This is a genomic window from Dyadobacter sp. OTU695 (assembly GCF_038440355.1).
Taxonomy (GTDB): domain Bacteria; phylum Bacteroidota; class Bacteroidia; order Cytophagales; family Spirosomataceae; genus Dyadobacter.
The window spans coordinates 212,065-229,565 of the sequence record NZ_JASATN010000006.1 but is presented as its reverse complement, the minus strand read 5'-3'; the positions used below and the strand labels follow the sequence as shown (position 1 = coordinate 229,565).

The 17,501-nt window shown below is 48.7% G+C and carries 19 protein-coding genes; 3 read left to right on the top strand and 16 right to left on the bottom strand.

Annotated features, from left to right (window positions below):
- Positions 1-6: 6 nt before the first annotated feature.
- The 5 genes from AAHB90_RS14130 to AAHB90_RS14110 are packed head-to-tail and all read right to left on the bottom strand — an operon-like array spanning position 7 to position 3,740.
- Positions 7-1,122, bottom strand: a complete 1,116-nt coding sequence (locus AAHB90_RS14130; RefSeq protein ID WP_342085846.1) for an acyltransferase family protein — start codon at positions 1,120-1,122, stop codon at positions 7-9.
- Positions 1,119-1,694 (bottom strand): ATP-binding protein, encoded by a 576-nt coding sequence (locus AAHB90_RS14125; protein WP_342085845.1) that lies wholly within the window; start codon positions 1,692-1,694, stop codon positions 1,119-1,121. Before AAHB90_RS14125 ends, AAHB90_RS14130 begins: the two co-directional genes overlap by 4 nt.
- Before the next feature lie 3 nt (positions 1,695-1,697).
- The gene (locus AAHB90_RS14120) at positions 1,698-2,036 is read right to left on the bottom strand and encodes an STAS domain-containing protein (protein WP_342085844.1); all 339 of its coding nucleotides are present in this window, start codon (positions 2,034-2,036) and stop codon (positions 1,698-1,700) included.
- Positions 2,037-2,046: 10 nt separating this feature from the next.
- Positions 2,047-3,204 (bottom strand): response regulator, encoded by a 1,158-nt coding sequence (locus AAHB90_RS14115; RefSeq protein ID WP_342085843.1) that lies wholly within the window; start codon positions 3,202-3,204, stop codon positions 2,047-2,049.
- Entirely contained in the window at positions 3,201-3,740 is a 540-nt protein-coding gene (locus AAHB90_RS14110) for a hypothetical protein (protein WP_342085842.1), read from the bottom strand. The genes AAHB90_RS14115 and AAHB90_RS14110 overlap by 4 nt, the downstream gene beginning before the upstream one ends.
- A gap of 181 nt (positions 3,741-3,921) precedes the next feature.
- Here AAHB90_RS14110 and AAHB90_RS14105 point away from each other — a divergent pair, with 181 nt between their 5' ends.
- Both AAHB90_RS14105 and AAHB90_RS14100 read left to right on the top strand, forming a co-directional pair.
- Positions 3,922-4,839, top strand: coding sequence for a glycosyltransferase family 2 protein (locus AAHB90_RS14105; protein WP_342085841.1), 918 nt, complete (start codon positions 3,922-3,924; stop codon positions 4,837-4,839).
- Between the two features lie 4 nt (positions 4,840-4,843).
- Positions 4,844-6,016, top strand: coding sequence for a glycosyltransferase family 2 protein (locus tag AAHB90_RS14100; RefSeq protein ID WP_342085840.1), 1,173 nt, complete (start codon positions 4,844-4,846; stop codon positions 6,014-6,016).
- A 38-nt stretch (positions 6,017-6,054) separates the two neighbouring features.
- Here AAHB90_RS14100 and AAHB90_RS14095 read toward each other — a convergent pair whose 3' ends face one another.
- The 11 genes from AAHB90_RS14095 to apaG all read right to left on the bottom strand — a co-directional run bounded on the left by AAHB90_RS14095 (position 6,055) and on the right by apaG (position 16,626).
- Positions 6,055-6,423 carry an Hpt domain-containing protein gene (locus tag AAHB90_RS14095; protein WP_342085839.1) on the bottom strand — a complete coding sequence of 123 codons (369 nt, stop codon included), beginning with the start codon at positions 6,421-6,423 and terminating at the stop codon, positions 6,055-6,057.
- 104 nt (positions 6,424-6,527) lie between these two features.
- Positions 6,528-7,541, bottom strand: coding sequence for an MlaD family protein (locus tag AAHB90_RS14090; protein ID WP_342085838.1), 1,014 nt, complete (start codon positions 7,539-7,541; stop codon positions 6,528-6,530).
- Between the two features lie 2 nt (positions 7,542-7,543).
- A complete protein-coding gene (locus AAHB90_RS14085) occupies positions 7,544-8,308 on the bottom strand; it encodes an ABC transporter ATP-binding protein (protein ID WP_342085837.1) in 765 nt (254 codons plus the stop codon).
- 1 nt (position 8,309) lies between these two features.
- Positions 8,310-9,098, bottom strand: a complete 789-nt coding sequence (locus tag AAHB90_RS14080; RefSeq protein WP_342085836.1) for an MlaE family ABC transporter permease — start codon at positions 9,096-9,098, stop codon at positions 8,310-8,312.
- A 31-nt stretch (positions 9,099-9,129) separates the two neighbouring features.
- Positions 9,130-9,897 carry an EcsC family protein gene (locus tag AAHB90_RS14075; RefSeq protein ID WP_446717902.1) on the bottom strand — a complete coding sequence of 256 codons (768 nt, stop codon included), beginning with the start codon at positions 9,895-9,897 and terminating at the stop codon, positions 9,130-9,132.
- A gap of 192 nt (positions 9,898-10,089) precedes the next feature.
- Entirely contained in the window at positions 10,090-12,129 is a 2,040-nt protein-coding gene (locus tag AAHB90_RS14070) for a sialate O-acetylesterase (RefSeq protein ID WP_342085835.1), read from the bottom strand.
- A gap of 13 nt (positions 12,130-12,142) precedes the next feature.
- Entirely contained in the window at positions 12,143-13,132 is a 990-nt protein-coding gene (locus AAHB90_RS14065) for a glycoside hydrolase family 43 protein (RefSeq protein ID WP_342085834.1), read from the bottom strand.
- 56 nt (positions 13,133-13,188) lie between these two features.
- Positions 13,189-14,334, bottom strand: coding sequence for a hypothetical protein (locus AAHB90_RS14060; RefSeq protein ID WP_342085833.1), 1,146 nt, complete (start codon positions 14,332-14,334; stop codon positions 13,189-13,191).
- Positions 14,318-15,313, bottom strand: coding sequence for a DUF2157 domain-containing protein (locus AAHB90_RS14055; protein ID WP_342085832.1), 996 nt, complete (start codon positions 15,311-15,313; stop codon positions 14,318-14,320). The genes AAHB90_RS14060 and AAHB90_RS14055 overlap by 17 nt, the downstream gene beginning before the upstream one ends.
- A gap of 108 nt (positions 15,314-15,421) precedes the next feature.
- The gene (locus AAHB90_RS14050) at positions 15,422-16,198 is read right to left on the bottom strand and encodes an O-methyltransferase (RefSeq protein ID WP_342085831.1); all 777 of its coding nucleotides are present in this window, start codon (positions 16,196-16,198) and stop codon (positions 15,422-15,424) included.
- A gap of 41 nt (positions 16,199-16,239) precedes the next feature.
- A complete protein-coding gene (gene apaG, locus AAHB90_RS14045; RefSeq protein ID WP_090386807.1) occupies positions 16,240-16,626 on the bottom strand; it encodes a Co2+/Mg2+ efflux protein ApaG in 387 nt (128 codons plus the stop codon).
- 150 nt (positions 16,627-16,776) lie between these two features.
- On the opposite strand from apaG, the gene ung reads away from it, so the two are divergent.
- The gene (ung, locus tag AAHB90_RS14040) at positions 16,777-17,442 is read left to right on the top strand and encodes a uracil-DNA glycosylase (RefSeq protein ID WP_342085830.1); all 666 of its coding nucleotides are present in this window, start codon (positions 16,777-16,779) and stop codon (positions 17,440-17,442) included.
- The last annotated feature ends 59 nt before the right edge of the window (positions 17,443-17,501 follow it).

The window sequence follows — 17,501 nt, the reverse complement described above, 5'->3', positions numbered from 1 at the left end:
CGGTCTCTATTTGCGGACGATCTCTCCTTCGCGCTTTTTTTCGGGCGATTTGTATTGAAAGCGCATTTCGATGTGCCTGTAGGTCCATGCCGATACAAAGTAGATCAGAATGAAGTTGAAAATAAACAGGTAGGAGTATGCCTCCGGAGGAAATTTCAGTATTCGAATGAACAGCACATTGAAGAGACTGATCAATAGCGCGTGCGTCATGTAAATAGAGTAGGAGTACTGCCCGAGCTTGTGCAGCAGTTTTACACTTTTGAGCCCTTTTGAAATAATACCTCTTTCAAATGAGAATGTGTAAATACAAACGAAGAACAGTATTTCAAAGACGGCGCCCCAGGGTTTCATTACCTGCCCCCAATAAATGCTGAGGCCAATCAGTAACAGCGATACGGCTTCCGCGACGGAGAATAAAGCCGGCGACCATTCCCGTACCTGCACATGCGTATTGCTGAACAGGTTAAAACAAAGTACACCGGTGAAAAAGCCAAGAATACCTCTCAAAAACCCGTAGTCGAAGCTGTAATTGATCTGGAAACTATTGGAAACAGACCAAAGTGCGGTGATTGATATGACGATCATCAAACCATACCAGGCATTGCGGGCAGGGAATTTACGGGTTCGATGAATGAAAACCACCAGGCTGCCGAAAACCAGGTAAGCCATCATTTCCGCACTGATCGACCAACTGGGGATATTCCAGCTGACATCGCTGACACCCGGTACAGGCGTCGAATTGATCAGGAAAAGCGATGTGAAAAAGGTGTAGACGCTGTTGGCAGGATTTACCAGGTTATTGACCTTGATATAGGGACTGAGCATATTTTTGGCCACCTCCATCCCAACAAAAGCCATTAACATCACAAAATGTAGCGGGTAAATGCGGTAAACCCGCTTTTTTAGAAATAGCCTGAATTGTCTCCAATCGGCCAGCGACTGGTAGCTGTATGCGATCACAAACCCGCTCAGGACAAAGAAGAAATCCACGAACATGTCCGAGTTCTCCACGAAGCGGTTGTTAAGGATCGGCGTGTTGGCAAATGGCCCCAGGTGAAAAAGGAACACCAGCGACGCAAACAAGCCCCGAAAAATATCCAATACTTCGAAGCGGTGTTTCATAAGAGTGGCTGGGTGAAATAAAATGTGCTGATAAAGCGGTTTAGACCAGTGTCCGGTTCATGTTCATAGGCGAACTCGTCGGAAGCCTTGGTCATGATAAGCAGCCCGAAATGCTCGCTGGTGTCAGAAAGTAATGCAGGCATTTCCAGTTCTGCAAGTTCTTCGATAAAGAATATTGCCCGGCCCGACTCGTCTGTGCGCACACAGAGGGAATCCATACCATTGTGGTAAATGGGAAAGTCCACGGGGCGCACCATATTGTCCAGCGGCCACATGATTTTTTTCTTGCCCTGCCCCACGAGTACGAGTGGTTTGCCATAATCTTCCTTTTGAAGGATCACAGCATCGACGGTCAAACCGATTCTGAGAACAGATTCCCGCTCGCCGGAATGCTTGACCGCATTGGTGAGCAGTTCCATAATGACCCACTTGATCTTGGCCATCATGTCTTCACCGAGCGCTGATCCGTTTATTTTTTGCCGGATGTGGTTTAGGCACAGGTTCAGCGTGCCGGGAATATCCTCCCGGTTACTTTTAAAAACTATGGTGATCTGATCCGATTCCTCCCTCATAAACTAGCTAAGTGTGCCCATCGCCTCCTCAAAATCGTCGAATATCCTGAATACCTTGTCCATCCTGATAAGTGTAAGCAGGTTTTTGACATCGGGTTTCAGAGATACGAGGTAAATATCGACATTGCGCGGCATGGCGTATTTCAGCGCCACTACCAGGCTGCCCAGGAAAGAGCTATCGATGTAATTCACATTTTCAAAACTGACGATCACCAGACGGATGCCTTTGCCGATGATCGTGATCATTTCTTCCTTGAATAGGTCCGCGTTGGAAAGGCTTGCCTCGTTCGGTATGATGGTGGCCTGTACCACGCGGTTTATTTCTATAACTTTTAGTATCATATATTAAGGGTCATTGTTTTTCTATAAAAATGATGCTCGCATCGTCCATCTGGTTACTGTCGTCTATCAATTCAAGGACATGTGTCCGGATAAGGTCGAAACTGTTGGGCTTGCCCAGATAAGGGGTTATTTTTTCTACAAAAAACGGGTAATCACTCTTTTTGGATCCGTTTGACGGGATGTCGATCATGCCGTCGGTGAAGATTGCCAACTGGTCGCCGGCCTTCATTGAAACTATCTGGCTATCATACATACCGTCTTCAAGCAGGCCGAGCAGCAGTCCGGTAGATTGAATAGTCGATGTGATGTCGGCCTTGGCAGCGTAGCTGATCAGCGGAAGGTCGCCTGCGCCCGTGTAATGCACCTCGCCCGTCTGCGTGTCGAGCAGCAGCAGCGAAAGGCTTGAAAGGATACTCTGCAGACTTTCATCCAGGTAGATCAGCTTGTTGATCTTTTGCACGATCGTGGCCAGATCGAAGTCCTGGTCAAGTACGCAGAAACGGATCGCAGCGCGGATATAGCTCAGAAAACCGAAGGTGAAGAACCAAGCTTTCCACTTTTTACCCATAATATCGCCAAGAAACGCGAAGCAAAAACGGCTGTCGACCTGTACAAAATCGATAAAATCGCCGCCCGGATACCCGCGGTATCCTTTATGCCAGCAATAGATACGGTAGCCGTTCACTGCCGGCGCGTGCGTCGGGATCGATTTAACATTCAACGTTTCGGCAGCAACCTTCAACTCCCTTACCGATCTGAGATGTTCGTTTTCAAGGGTCTTGATGATATTATTCAGCTTGCTGATAATCACCGGGATCGGCGTTTCTTTGTTGATGAAGTCCAACGCCGACATGTTCAGGCCTTCCAATACCAGTTTGTTATCGGTGAACGATGTCAGGAAAACAAACGGGATGTCGCTGATATTAGGATTTAAAAGCACCGCCTGCCGGAAATCGAAACCGTTCATTTCAGGCATATCATAGTCGGAAAGGATCAGATCGGGCGTTTCTACAAGCAACATCTGCAATGCGTCTGTCGCTGATTCGCATAATACACAGCTGTATCCTGCTTTCAGCAGTGCGTGTTCTACGACCTTACTGAACAGGAGGTTGTCCTCCACAAGCAGGATTTTTTTAACGGTTGTCGGCAGATCGGGAAAGCTGATCATCTCTTGTTGAAGTTAACTACAAACAAAAGTACTCCACCGAAGATAATCAGTAGCGAGACCAGGTCCATAATTGTAACCCCGTCGTTGATATTGAAATAATAAACCGTAAAAAGTTCGAAACTGGGTGGCGCCGGCATAATGATCATCGCAAAACCGACGATGATGAGCAGGATAGCAAGAATAAACATGACCCCTTTCTGGACCAGCCAGCTATGTTTGGGCGTGTTGATCCGGCTGTCGAACTGGTTTTCGGCCAGCAACTTTTCCAGGCCTTCCAATAGCTCTTCTCGCGAGAGGTTATTGTCCTGGTCGAGCTCTTTGAAAGGTGCGAACTTCTTTTGAGTGGCAGCCGAGCGCTGGAAAGCGTCGGCAATTTGCTTTTGAAAATGTCGGGAATGATGCCCGTCCACGTCGGCCTGCTCGATGAGCTCGATCAGTTCGGCAACCTTTTTCTCGACCCGCACAATATCCTGTTTTTCAGGATCGTGTGGAGGGTCGCCGGAGTTTTGGTCGTTGAGCAGATGGTTGAGTTTCACGCTGGGGATAGTTTGTTCGTAAAAAGCAGTCAGGAGCGCATTCAGGATGTTTTTTACAAAAACAGGTGATCATCGTCCGATTTTGGATAAAGCTATGTTTTTATTATTAAATTTGAAATAGTTCTACAAATCAATAAAAATATTCCTTCGTCCCCTGCAACCTAGCGGCATAGTTTTGCGCATGAAAAAAGTTTCCATTGTAACGGTGAATTTCAATCAGCCGAAGGTTACCGAAGACTTATTGAGATCGCTGGACGAGGTTAACACTTATCCCAATCTGGAGATCATCGTAGTCGATAACGGCAGCAAAGCAAACCCTGTGCCTGAATGGCAAAAGCAGTATCCTGACATCATTTTTATCCGCTCGGATTTGAATACCGGCTTCGCGGGAGGGAACAACATCGGTATTACGCATGCTACGGGCGATTACCTTTTTCTGATCAACAATGATACGGAGGTGACTGCCGGACTGATTGGCAAGCTTGTCGATTCAATGGAAGCCAATCCCAAGATCGGTATGATATCCCCCAAGATCCACTATTTCGATCAACCCGGAATGCTGCAATACACCGGTTACACCCCTATGAATTACTATACTTGCCGCAATGCATGTATCGGGCAGTTCGAACAGGACCATGGCCAGTATGATTTTCTCACCGGCCCGACTGGCTATGCGCACGGGGCCGCGATGATGATCAGCCGTGCGGCGTTGCGGAAGGTGGGAGGGATGGCCCAAAACTATTTCCTTTACTACGAGGAACTGGACTGGTGCGAGCGTATCAGAAAGGCAGGATATGAGATCCATGTCAATCTCGATGCATTGATTTATCATAAGGAATCAGTCTCGGTTGGCAAGCGGACAGCTTTGAAGGAATTTTTCATGAGCCGCAACCGCATATTGTTCATACGCAAAAACGCGCCTGGTTTCAGGTTTTTTGTGTTTTGTTGCTACTTTACGCTGGCCGTGTTACCCCGGAACATCATTCAGTATATTAGAAATAAAGAATACGATTTCATACCCGTTTTTTGGAGCGCGGTTACCTGGCACTTCAAAAATTCACCCGATAGCGAAAATCTTGGCTTCCCGTTGACCCGCTGATTTTATGGAGATCATTTTCTGGCTCAGTCTGTTTGTTGTTTTCTACACTTTCCTCGGCTATGGCATTGTATTGTACTTGCTGGTCCGTATCCGCCGCCTGTTCAAAGGAAAAAGGATGGCCCCGGGGCTGGACCAGGATTTCCCGACGCTGACCCTTGTGATTGCCGCTTATAATGAGGAAAGCATTATCGAAGAGAAGATCGCCGACACGCTCAGGCTTTCATATCCGGAGGGAAAGCTCAAACTGATCTTTGTCACTGACGGTTCTTCGGACAGGACGCCTGAACTGGTAGGCCGCTATCCGCAAATCAAGCTGATGCATACACCGGTGCGCAGCGGAAAGATCCTGGCCATGCACAGGGCGATGGATGAGGTGGACACCGAGGTGGTCGTTTTCACGGACGCCAATACTTTCCTGAATAAGGAGGCCCTGTTGTTGATCGCGCGGCATTATGCCGATGCCAGCGTAGGGGCGGTTTCAGGAGAAAAACGGGTAATGCAGGATGCACTTTCGGATGCGACGGCAGGCGAGGGATTTTACTGGAAATACGAATCGACACTCAAAAAATGGGACTCCGAGCTATATTCAGTGGTAGGGGCGGCCGGTGAGTTGTTCAGCGTGCGGCGGTCGCTGTACCGTCCGGTGGAGCCGGATACGATCCTGGACGATTTTATGATTTCAATGCAAATTGCAGAAAAGGGTTACCGCATTGTATATGAGCCTGATGCGTATGCCTCGGAGCTTTCCTCGGAGAATATTAAAGAGGAGTTAAAGCGAAAGGTACGCATTGCCGCGGGCGGAATTCAATCCATATTTCGTTTAAAAAGGCTCTTGAATCCGTTTCACGATCCGTTGCTTTCATTTCAGTACATCAGCCATCGCGTATTGCGGTGGACGGTCACGCCATTTTTGATGATTCTTGCTTTGGTGCTCAATATGATCATCGTGGCTCGTTCGGGGGGCGTGATCTACCAGCTTTTACTGGTCGCTCAGGGCACATTTTATTTGCTGGCGCTTGCGGGATGGGTGCTGGAAAGGCAGAAAATCAAGATCAAGGCGCTTTTTGTGCCTTACTATTTCTGCATGATGAACTATGCGGTGGTGGCCGGCATCAGAAGGTATTTTAAAGGCTCGCAAAGTGCTGCCTGGGAGAAGGCCAAAAGAAAAAGCGCATAGCCGGTGGACTATGCGCTTTGAGTGCTGTGAGTGTTTGCTTAGAGCTGTTTCAAGCGTTCGGATTCCGATTCCAGGATAGGGATCAATTCCTCTATCTCGGTCGAAATGCGCTGATACATTTCCAGAAGCTTTTCTCCTGATTCATTTTCTTTAATGGCCTTTTCGAGCACTTCTACCTTTGGCCGCACGTGCGTAAGGCCGGTCATGGTAAAGGACGGTTTCAGTCCGTGGACGATGCTGGCGGATTCTTTGAGGTCCCCTGATTCCAACGCGCCTTGCAATGTTTGCCAGCGCGGGACGGAGTCGCTCAAAAATGCATCAAAAATCATGTACAGGATTACAGGATCTTCTCCGTAGGCCTGGTCGATGTAGGCAAGGTCCAGGGCGGGGTTGAGTTGTAAGGCCATCGGTTTGTGTTAAAGTTTTTCAGAAGCTCAATTAGTGGGATTGGTATGGTAATATTCAAAGAATATACTTCGACAATATAATCGGTTTCTGCAAAACTATCACATTATTGTTGGTTCTCCTGCTCTTTGACTTCCTCTTTGACAGGCTGTTTGGCGTCCTCCTTTGCTTTTTTACGGAAGTACCTGCGGAAAAGGAAATTGGAGCGGAGCGCCGTCATATTTTCATCGAGCTTCTCAGTAGTGCTTTCCAGGTTTTTCAGCGTTTCTTTCAGGTTTGAGGCAGTTGCTTCGTCGTGCAGTAAAACACCCAATGGGCTGGTTTTGTTGGAGTTAAGATCGGCGCTGGCAGTTTTCAGGTTATTAACCATGACGTTGGCAGACGAAACGGTTTCATTAAGCCTGGCAATGCTTCCGCGCAAGTCCTTCATGATTACAGTGTCGGTGGCAAAGTCATTGGCCAGGCCTCCTTTCTCATTGAGCTTGGCACTATAACCTGCCAGTGAGGCGGTTAAGGCCTGGGCGTTGACGGAAGCTTTTTTCATAGCGCCCAAAGTCTGGTCAAGGTCATTGTACAGACGCTCGTCATTAAGCAGCATACCCACCGTACCCTTTCCGGCCAGGATATTCTTACTGATGGTTTTGAATGCGCTGGTAATGCCCAGCAGGTTTTTGTTGTTTTCCGAAAGGACAGCCAGCATTTCTTCCGTGCTCTCAATTTTTTCAACCGCAATTTCGTCCCCATCTTCAATGGATGGAACCTTTTGCGTGCCCCCATAGATGACAATGATCTTGTTACCGATCAGACCGTCGGTACTGACCTTGGCTTTGGCGTTCTTGCGGACAAATTCCTGCGATTTTTCTTCGATATTCAGCATCACCTCCACCCTGGAGTTGGCCAGGAAGCGAATACTTTTAACGGTTCCGATCTTGACTCCGGAATACCAGATATTGTTGCCTGTTTTAAGCCCGTTCACATCGTCAAAAATAGCTTTGACCGTGATCGTCGAAGAGAGAATTTTCTTCATGCTGCCGACGGTGAGAATCCCCACTACGAAAATGAGGATGCCGATCACGACGAAAAGGCCTACGTTAATGGATCGTTTGGATGATGTTGCCATTATTACTGAATAAAATTATAATCGTAAAAACTCTTGATCCGCTCTTCGTCGGTATCAAATACTTCTTCAAAAGTGCCCGTTTTCAGAAACTTGCCGTCGAGCAGCATCGCGATCCGGTCGCCTGTCGCCCGTGCGCAGGTTAGGTCGTGCGTAATGATGATGGAGGTGGTCTGGTATTTTTCCTTCACCTCGTTGATCAGTTCGTTGATTTCCAGGCAGGTGATCGGGTCCAGGCCCGCCGTGGGCTCATCGTAGAGCATAATTTCCGGTTTCAGGATCAGCGTCCGGGCAATACCTATCCGCTTGCGCTGTCCGCCTGAAAGCTCGGCTGGAACCTGGTTGATCGTTTGCAGCAGACCTACCGCATCGAGCACAGATTCCACCTGCTCGTTAATTTCCGACCGGCTCAGGTTGGGGATATTGCGCACCAGTGGAAATTCAAGGTTTTCCCGCACCGTCATACTATCGTACAATGCACTATTTTGGAAAGAAAACCCGATTTTTAACCGCAAATCGCGCAGCTCGTTGCCTTCCAGCGAGGAGACTTCTTTTCCCAAAACAAGACAATCGCCCCGGTCTTGTTTGAGCAGACCGACCATGATCTTGATCAGGACTGATTTCCCTGTCCCGGACCGGCCAAGCACGACCATGTTTTCCCCTTTCGTCACAGTCAGATCTACGCCCTGCAACACATGCAGATCGCCGAATGACTTGTAAAGGTCACGCACCTCTATCACAGGCTCGCCGGGTTTGAAATCTTGTTCCATTTTAAATTCTGAAATAATTGGATACCTGTACGATGATTACCTCCTCGATGAAAATCAGGAACATAGAGGTTACGACCGCTGAGTTGGCTGCCTTGCCGACGCCTTCGGTACCTTTGCTTGCATTATAGCCCTGGTAACTGCCCACGATCCCGATCGTAAACCCGTACGCGACCGCTTTGGCCACCGACGTCCAGATATCGAGAAACGTGATCTGTTCGAACGCATTCTCGAAAAACGCGATGAAACTTGTGCCTTCGTTCAAAGTCACGTTCAGGAACGCTCCCAGCAAACTTACCAGCGAGCAGTAGAACATCAGGACAGGGATGGCTATCGTGCAGGCCACCACGCGGGTAACGACAAGGAATTTGAATGGATTTACCGCCGATACTTCCATGGCATCGATCTGTTCTGTTACGCGCATGGACCCCAGCTCAGCTCCGATGCTGGATCCAATCTTGCCCGCGCTGATCAGCGCGGTTACCAGAGGCGCCAGGGCGCGCACGATTGCGATCGCAACCAGCGACGGCAACCAGGAAGTAGCCCCAAATTCGGATAGTGACGGCCGGGACTGCTTGGTGAACACCATCCCGGTAATGAACCCGGTAAGACTGATCAGCAGCAGTGACTTGTTGCCGATTGCGTAACACTGCCGGACAATCTCCTGGAATTCCATTCTGCCCCGAAAAACCTCGCGGAAAAAACGGATAAAGAAAACATACGCATCATAAACCGCCAGTAGGGCATTATCCAGACTTTTGCCGTATACAAATTGCTTTTTGTTAGCGCTCATTCAATCGGTACATTGTATTAAACTTTAATTATCAGGCAGTTATGCTCAGAAGGCCCTGGGGATCCCCTAGCATCCGTTCTTCGAACCACCGCATACGGTAGGCGTTCATCGCGTTTTTACCCAGTTGATCGAGCAACCGGTAATTGACGATCACGCCTACCGCAGCTCCGATGCCAGGGATCAGCTGGGCCATCTTGGCCAGGTCGATGTAATCCCGGTATTCCTGTTGGAAAGTCTTCCAGTCGAACCCGTGAATGTCTGTCGGAAGGTCCTTGCTGCGCTGATCCCACCGGATCATTTGTGAAAACACCTCCTGCCGTCCTTTTTGGCTTGAAAACGTGAGTTGAAAAATATGGAGTATAAAAAGCCGTTCCCTGTAATCGTTCACCGGCCTGCCGTACAGAGCGGCAATTTCAAAAAGAAGTTTGATTTTGATGCCCAGCAGAATGGGAAACTCGGCCAATGCGAGCCAGAAGCCGCCTGCTCCTGTGATACCGCCTTCGGCTGCGCCGGCTTTTTTGTAAAAATCGATCTTCTTGCGAACGGCTGTTTCAATCTCCTCCAACGAAGCGCCGGGGATATTTTGGGTGGTAGTATATTCAGCCCCGGTGAGCACACCACGCACCATTTGTTTGATGGTACCGGTGATTACCGCGTGTACTTTGTCGGGAATGATATCGTTGATTTTATCTTGAAATTTCTTGGAGGTCCTGTCAATGAAGTTGGGCCGCTTCTGCATTTTGAGCTGCCATTTGGTCAATTCAGCTTTTATTTGCTCCTCATAATGGTTGATGTGCATATCCTTTCAGGGCTAATGTCAAACGGGGTAGAGAAACGGTGGTTTTGCTAAGGTCAGCAAAAATCATTCCAATATCGTATAAACTCCAAAAACAGCCTTAGAAAATACCAGAATTCCATTGGGGCAGATATGCAACTGGTTGCCCGCTCCGGAATCCCATCCGGCAACAACGCTTACTATTATATGTTCAAACTATCTGATCCATAGTTTTTTAGTAAACACTTTTCCACCGGAGTTAAATCTGATCAAATGCACTCCGGAAATTTGCTTAGGAGCTATTAAGCTGCTCTGGGAGCTGCCCGAGATTTTTCGGTTCAGCAAAAACTGGCCTTTAAGGGTGATCAGACTGATCTCTCCTGTCTGTGGCCGGGCAAAATTAATGGTAACTTCCTCCCCGCGCAGGGCCGGGTTTGGAAATATTTCGAAAAGCGCCCCGGGCTCCTTCTCTGAGCCCAATATCAGCGTCGGTGCAACCTGGGCGTATGCAGGGGTGGCAGATTCGGAAACATCGTTTATTGCAACAAGCCTATAAATAATAGGAAGATCGGATTGGCCAGGTTCGTCATCCCATTCAGTGCTTGCGCTGATCCGCGCCACGGGGCTGAAAATGCCGGTATCTCCAAACCTGCGTTCAAGAATATAGCCCTCTGCACCTGAAACCGGCTGCCATGAAAGCCGTACGCTGCCGTTTTCGCCGTTTTGCGCGTGAAGGACGGTTCCGTCCAGGGCGGATGCCAGAGGTACATTAAAGAATGTAAATGCCCGCATACCCCTTGCATTGCTGATGTACGGACCCTGGAAAGGGTAGTAAGGGCCATCCTTTTCAAGATAAGGGGGCAGATAGTTGAGCGTCGCTGCGTTTTGTGGGGCATTCAGATCCAGTATAACACGGTTGCCTTCGGCCTTACCGGCAGTTACCGCACCGGCCTGATGGTCCAGATAGAAAAAATCCTTCAAGTCCATTAAAGGCCCGCTGGGGTGTTTGTAAGGGTCGGGGTATTTCAATTGCTGCCCTCGATCGAATACCAGCGTAATGCTTTTCTTTTCAGAGGAATTGTAGAAAGCCTTTTTCAGGGTCGGAGAAGAGATACTATTCGTGTCCGCAGAGGCGTAAAAGTCTCGGAGCATCAGCCGGGAAAGCTCGCTGCCCCCCTGTTTATTTCCTTCGCGGTTATAATGCAAACCGTCGAAACCGGCAGTACCGACCGTCGCAAGACTGACAATGTCGGGATACATATCGGGTAGGCGCCGCTGATAATCTCGTATCAGAGTTCCTACCAGCGACGGCCAATAGATGATATCGATCTGGAAGACATACAGCTTTTGCAGACTTTTAAAGTCCTTTTTTAAATTTTTGTACAAAACATCGAAATGCCCTTCCCAATTACCTCCTTCGCCATACGCCTCACTTTCACCTTGTCTGAAAATATAGCCCTTCACCGCATCGGCGACACCGGCTTTGCGGGCACGGTAGAGCATCCTGCCATAACCCGTTGTGAAATCGGTGGGATTGTTTTCAGTACGTATTGAATGTGAATAGGCAGAGGACCAATGGTAACCTGCATTGATAAGACAGTTGGGGATGCCGGTTTTCTCCATCAGCTGCTTTTGAATTTCAAAACCCATCGTGCCGACCCCGTTGTTGTAGGGATGCATATTAGAAAGCGTCCAGAGTGTGTCGGCTTCCTTATAGGGGAAAGTGTTCAGATTTTCGGTAATCGTTCCGAAAGTCCGGCAAAACATGCTCGTGTCGCTCTCGCCAAAAAAGCCGGTAGAATTGGATTGGCCCGACAATATGTAAACATCGCCGCTTACTACCTTTGAACGGGTCACCAGCAAGGTTGAATCACGGTCTTTGCAGAGAAAAATCTGGAAATCGTAATTGGCAAGTTCGGCCTTGATGGTTGCTTCCGTACCGAATACACCCTTCGCGTCTGCTCCATACTGGACACCAGCCCTCCGGTACTGGTAGGACTGATCGTTGCGGCGCACCAGAACCGATACATATTTCCAGCCGGGTGCGTCCACAACACCCGCAATGGGTACGCCTGCATTGTTGTCTGCATCGCGCGGGTAGAGCTGGTAGTCTTGCGGCAGCTTACCGAACCGTACCGGCTCAAAGCCTTGTCCGATACCAAAAGTAACCGTCAGGAGCGTTAAAATAATTGATAAAAAGAGGGGTCTGGCGGCTTTTCCAATAAAGAGCCCGCTTCGATAGAGGGTTTTCAGCACAGGGTTTAGTATTTTATTTTAACCGAACGGGTTTGACGCCTTCCCGCGTGATCTTCACGGGATTGATCATGCCTTTTTCGTCGAAAGACATGACATCTATACAAGTTTCGCGATGGTTTCCATCAGTTTCGGTCAGCGGGCGACGGTGGTAAACGATATACCATTCATCCTTGCCCGGAACCTGGATGACCGAATGGTGTCCTGCACCGGTGGCTACCGCGGGATCCTGTTGCAGGATTTTACCCACACGCTCAAACGGTCCAAAGGGAGAATCTGCTACGGCATAGGCCACAGAGTAATCAGGGCCTGTCCAGCCTCCTTCCGACCACATGAAATAGTATTTGCCGTTGCGGATAAACATGAAGGGGCCTTCCACATAGCCTTTTGGTGTTATCTCGCGAAACGTCGTTCCGTCTTCAAACGGAATGAAGCCGGTGAAGTCGTTTTTTAGTTTGGCTACATTGCAATGCTTCCAGCCACCATAAAAAAGATAGTATTGGCCGTCTTTGTCCTTGAAGACAAACTGGTCGATAGGTTGGGCTCCGTTGTGGAACTTATCGATGAGCGGCTTGCCCAGGTAATCTTTGAACGGGCCTTCCGGACGGTCGGCAACGGCAACGCCGATACCGCCGTTTTCCTGGTCATTCTGAATATCGTTAGCCCCGAAGAAGAGAAAGTATTTCCCGTCTTTTTCGATGATCGACGGTGCCCACATGGCCCGTTTGGCCCATTTAACAGCCGATGTGTCTATAATGTTCGGGTGTTTATTCCAGGTTACCAGGTCTTTGGAAGAAAAAGCATCCATGTGCACCTGCTTGTTGTAAGGCGCAGAAAAGGTGGGGTAAATCCAGAAGGTTTTGTTAAAAATAATACCCTCCGGATCGGCATACCAACCTGGAAAGACGGGATTCCCCGACGTTTTGGTATTTGGGCGTCCAGTTGTTTGTGCGAAAGTTTGGGAACAAAAAAGGTTTAGAAGTGTTAAGGCAAGCAGTTTTTTCATAAGTCAGTTTCGGTAATTGGCAATGTAACCGCTGCAAGTTCCAAATTTTTGCCCAATTAATAAGCCTCGCCCGCGCCGCCGCCGCCGAACGTACCACCGCCGAATTCGAGTCCGGGTTCATTGATAGGCGTAACACCAAGTTGTTGTGCTGCAATAACCGCTTGCAGGTTTTCCAGGCTGTTTTGGCGGTTTTGCTCATCGGAGATGCCGTATCGGGGAGTATGCAAATATTTGATCAGCGCTATCGCCGCTGTCATCATGAGCGTGCCTGCCAGGACAAGCTCCTGCGAGGTGGTCAATATGCTGAAATAGTGTTTGTAGGTATAAACAGAGAATGCAAAGGCAACCAGCCCGATAATGAACAGGATGCGGTCGGATCTTTTTAATCCAAAATATACATATGCTAAGGGAATGATGAGCGTAAAAAAGTAAAACAATGGCGCGAACGCGATTTGCGGGGCTACCGACAAATTCAGGCTACTGATCATCGCATTCAGCTCCCTTACGACCAGGTAATTCCCTCCCAGATAAAAGGTAACCAGCGAAAGCACTTCCAGGATCTGTCGGCATTCGCGGTAATAGATGTCTTTGTTCTTTCTGGCAAGCAGATAGATCGTTGCCGACAATATCATCACGGCAAATGGTAAGAGGGCTTTGCCAAGGGGGAATTTCATCATCAAATCCGCCAGTATTGTAAAGATCAACCCGAAAATGGCGATCGGGCCGAGCAGGTCGGCATAACGCAGCGTGGCCGGGATAATGATGGCAAGTGCGACCAGGCAGTAGACCCAAAGCTGCGCGTTTTCAAAAAGCAGGAATACTGGCACCATCCCGGCCGTAACGGCTGCGTAAAGCAATGCGTTATCTACGCCGGAATGGAAGAGGTGTTTGGTTTTTATCAAATATTCCAAAGAAAAGACGAAGCAGGCGCAGCAAATCAGGCTCAATGTCGAAAAGCCGAGCTCAGAACCGGTATCATAAATAAACAATGATAAAAAGCCCACAAAAAACGAAGATGCGACCACGCCAAAAAGGAACAGCCCTATTTTGACAAATATGCCGGGCCGGTAGAATTTTTCCGGGAAGAGTAGGTCCACCTGCGCCTGCTGGACATCGGTGAGCAAGTTTTTGGATCTCCATTCGGCGACCCTGTTTTGAAGGTGCAGGTTTTCGACCCAGGTTTCGTTATATGCCTTTTTCATTTTTTGATTCCCGGGATTTGATCCCCAGGAATTTTTTAAAGTTCAACAAAAAGTAAATTACCCCCAGGCTGGAAAAGAAGAAATAGAAGATTCCCAGGCCGAAGGCGGCGTCTGCTCCAAGGTTCTCGAAAATGGTGTAGGTTATGATGCAGTAACCGTATACTGTGCCCATCAGAAGAAATAGCAATGATTGCGCATGTCTGGCGCGACGGATGAAAAAATAGCAAAGCCCGATACCGATGGCAAAGTAGAGTATTTTAGGCGCGTGGGTGAACAAGCCGATTTGGGCCGCAATGGCCGCCAGGTTCCCGCCCATGAGCATATAAGTGAATGCGAAATGTTTTTTGACATTTTGCTCCTCGGAAATCCATCCGACGGCAGTGAGCACAGAGCCGAGGGCTATGGCAGGAATAATCAGTTTACCATCAGAGAAATCATTGTCGGAAAGCACAGAAAGCGGCGCTATCGTCAGACCGAGCCACGACGCGAGACCTGTAATAGCCATCGACAGTGCCCCGCGGTGATCGAAACGGTAAGCGCAAAGGAAGAAAATGATCGTCGGAATGATGACTGCAAGGCCGTAGCGGGAGCCGAAAAGGTTGTATTGATATTGAAGATAGCCTTCAAGGCCCAGAAATGTCGAGCAGCCTAACAGCAGCACATAATCGACCAGCTTGTTGGGGTTTTCAACCGGCCCGTGCGAATAAGGAAGACTGTTTTTATAGGTGTAGTAAAAACACCCCCCGGTAATCAGCGCAATGATTGCGATAATTACCTGATGGCCGATCGAGTCGATATTTTCGTAGATCAGGATCCCCGCTCCGGAGGTAAAAAGCAATATGCCCAGATATAGTATCGAGCGTAATTCCCAGTGGATGGAAAAGGCCTTTTGACTCTCAAAAGAAGCAATAATATCGGCCTGCTGATCGGAAATAACTCCCTTGCTCGTAAGGGAATTGAGGATTGATTTTGTGGTCATGGAAGTTGAGACGAGGGAAGGTAAAGTTAACAAACTTTACCATGAACGCTGCGTGGCTCTGCTTCCGCAATTATTTAACGGGGCATCGGGATATTTAACGGTACAATATCAGAACCGAAGCGTAAAATCTTCCTTTACCTGCTCGCTGCGAAAGAATACCAACCCGACCCAGAACAAGTCGACCGTGACTGTTACCTGTGGGTGCGCCTTGATATATTCCCAGGCCTTTGTCATTTCTTCAGACCAGTATATATCGTCAAAAATGAACAACGAACCATTCTGAATGTGGGGAAGGCATTGTTCAAAATAGCGGACGGTAGGTTCGTGGCGATGGTTGGCATCAAAATAAGCAAAGTCGATCGGGCGATCGAGCGCTTCGAGGCGGTCGGGAAGCGTCTGATCGATATTCCCCAGCACGATTTCCACATTATCTGCATGTTCGCGCATGAAATGCTGCCGGGCCTTTTCCGCCGTTTGCGGGCATCCCTCGAAAGTGATCAGTCGCGCGGCCGGGTTTGCTTTGGACATATACAGTGTGGTCAATCCAAGCGAAGTGCCGAGTTCAAGAATCGTTGCCGGCCGAAAGCGACGGATTAGCCGGTAGAAAAGCCTTCCGAATTTGGCCGGTTTCTCTGCGTTTTTGGCAATCGTTTTGATCGGCCGAAGATTGGATTTGTTCACGCGAGAACCTGCGCCTAAATCCAGTATTTCGATTTGTTCATCGGAGCGCAGCAATTCTTTACGCAGCGCGCGGATGGCTTCGTAGTCGGCATTATGATCGTTGCGGACAGCGATCACATTGTTATACAGCTCGAACAGAAATGGGGAGTGAATCGAATGCTCGTTTCCGGAGCGCAAAAGGTACTTGATATAAGCGGCAATCAATGCAGTGGAATTTTAAAATAAACCGGTGTCCGGCCGGTGATTCAGTTGAGGCGATACGGGGCGACAAGCGAAAATGCAGGTATCACGACGCGGAATTGCCGGCCGTCCAGCACGCGTTCCATCAGATAAGTACCAGCCATTTTGCCCATGTCCGTGCGAAGGTTACAGCCTGAGACATAATCGTGCACATCGCCGGGTTCCAGTACGGGTTGCAGCCCTACAATACCTGCTCCTTCCACTTCACGTACCGTTCCGTTTGCGTCGTAGATCAGCCAATGCCTTCTCAATAGCTTAACGGTATGTTCGCTGTGGTTTTCAATCAGGATCTTGTAAGTGAATACAAAATGATCCTGACCCGGATTGGAGTAGTCGGGTTGATATTCCGTCAAAACGGTAACTTTGACACCATCTGTAACCTTGGAAACCATATAGATCGAGGGTGTAGGAAAGTATTAGGACTATTGGAGCTATGGCAAATATACCGGTTTGCACCTCACCATTAACGAAAATAGTAATCAATTGCGGATAAAACCAAATCAAAAAACACATAATTTGGTTTTCAAAACAAATTCAACAGCATGGATGTAAAAATTGAGCAGTCGTGGAAAGAGCGGCTCGCACCCGAGTTTGAGAAACCCTATTTTGCTTCGCTCACGACTTTTGTAAGGGAAGAATACCAGACCAAACAGATATTTCCACCCGCCAGGCAGATATTTAACGCCTTCAATTATTGCAGCTTTGACGAATGTAAGGTGGTCATACTTGGCCAGGACCCCTACCACGGTCCAGGTCAGGCGCACGGCCTTTGTTTTTCGGTGAACGACGGTGTGCGGATGCCGCCTTCCCTGATCAATATTTTTAAGGAAATCCAGCAGGACCTGGGTAAGCCGTTTCCGCCGTCGGGTAACCTGGAACGCTGGGCAAAGCAAGGCGTGCTGCTGCTGAATGCGACGTTGACGGTACAGGCAGCAGCGGCCGGTTCGCACCAGGGAAAAGGCTGGGAACGTTTCACCGACGCGGTGATCAAATGCATTTCCGACGAAAAGCAGCATGTTGTTTTTATGCTCTGGGGCAGGTATGCCCAGGAAAAAGGCGCCGTAATAGATGCTGCGAAGCATTATGTGCTGAAAGCGAAGCACCCTTCGCCCATGTCGGCCAATGGCGGAGGCTGGTTTGGCACGAAGCATTTCAGCAAAGCCAACGAATACCTCGAAAGCAAAGGGCTTGACCCGATCAACTGGTAGGTGCGTAAATAAAAAGAGAGCCGGGATGCCCGGCTCTCTTTAAGATTTTCACTCCTATT